The sequence below is a fragment of the Vibrio sp. Vb2131 genome, from assembly GCF_033338535.1.
Lineage (GTDB): Bacteria > Pseudomonadota > Gammaproteobacteria > Enterobacterales > Vibrionaceae > Vibrio > Vibrio alginolyticus.
The window spans coordinates 1-518 of the sequence record NZ_JAWOSW010000168.1 but is presented as its reverse complement, the minus strand read 5'-3'; the positions used below and the strand labels follow the sequence as shown (position 1 = coordinate 518).

Sequence of the window (518 nt, the reverse complement as noted above, 5' to 3'; positions counted from 1 at the left end):
ACAACGCGTTGGTGAGACGTTAAGTGCTGCGCCAATGCGACGTGAACGGATTTTATTGGTGGAAGATAACCGAGTGAATCAAAAAGTTGCTTCTTTACTGTTAAGCAAAGCTGGCTATCAGTTTGAAGTCGCGGAAAATGGCCAGATCGCAGTGGAGATGTTCCAGCGCGATGGTGGCTTCGACATCATTTTAATGGACTGCATGATGCCAGTGATGGATGGTTTCGAAGCAACGAAACAGATCCGCGCTTATGAAGCAAGCTTAGGACTCGAAAAAACGCCGATCATCGCGCTAACAGCCAGTGTGGTCGACGACGATATTCAACGCTGTTTTGACTCCGGGATGGACGCTTATGTGCCTAAACCAGTGAGAAAGGAGAAACTGTTGCATCAAATCGAAAACGTAATGTAGGCGAGCCACACATGAGCATGATTCTCCCCCATCATAATCAACGAGCGCTGCGACTACTGGTCTCCGCTTGTTTGCTGCTTATATTTTTGTTGCCTTGGAGCCATCA

General features: G+C 47.7%; 1 protein-coding gene. It reads left to right on the top strand.

What is annotated here, in order from left to right:
* Positions 1 to 412: response regulator (locus R7E38_RS23385; RefSeq protein WP_318082239.1), on the top strand; the 412-nt coding region annotated here is incomplete at its 5' end.
* Positions 413 to 518: the final 106 nt, after the last annotated feature.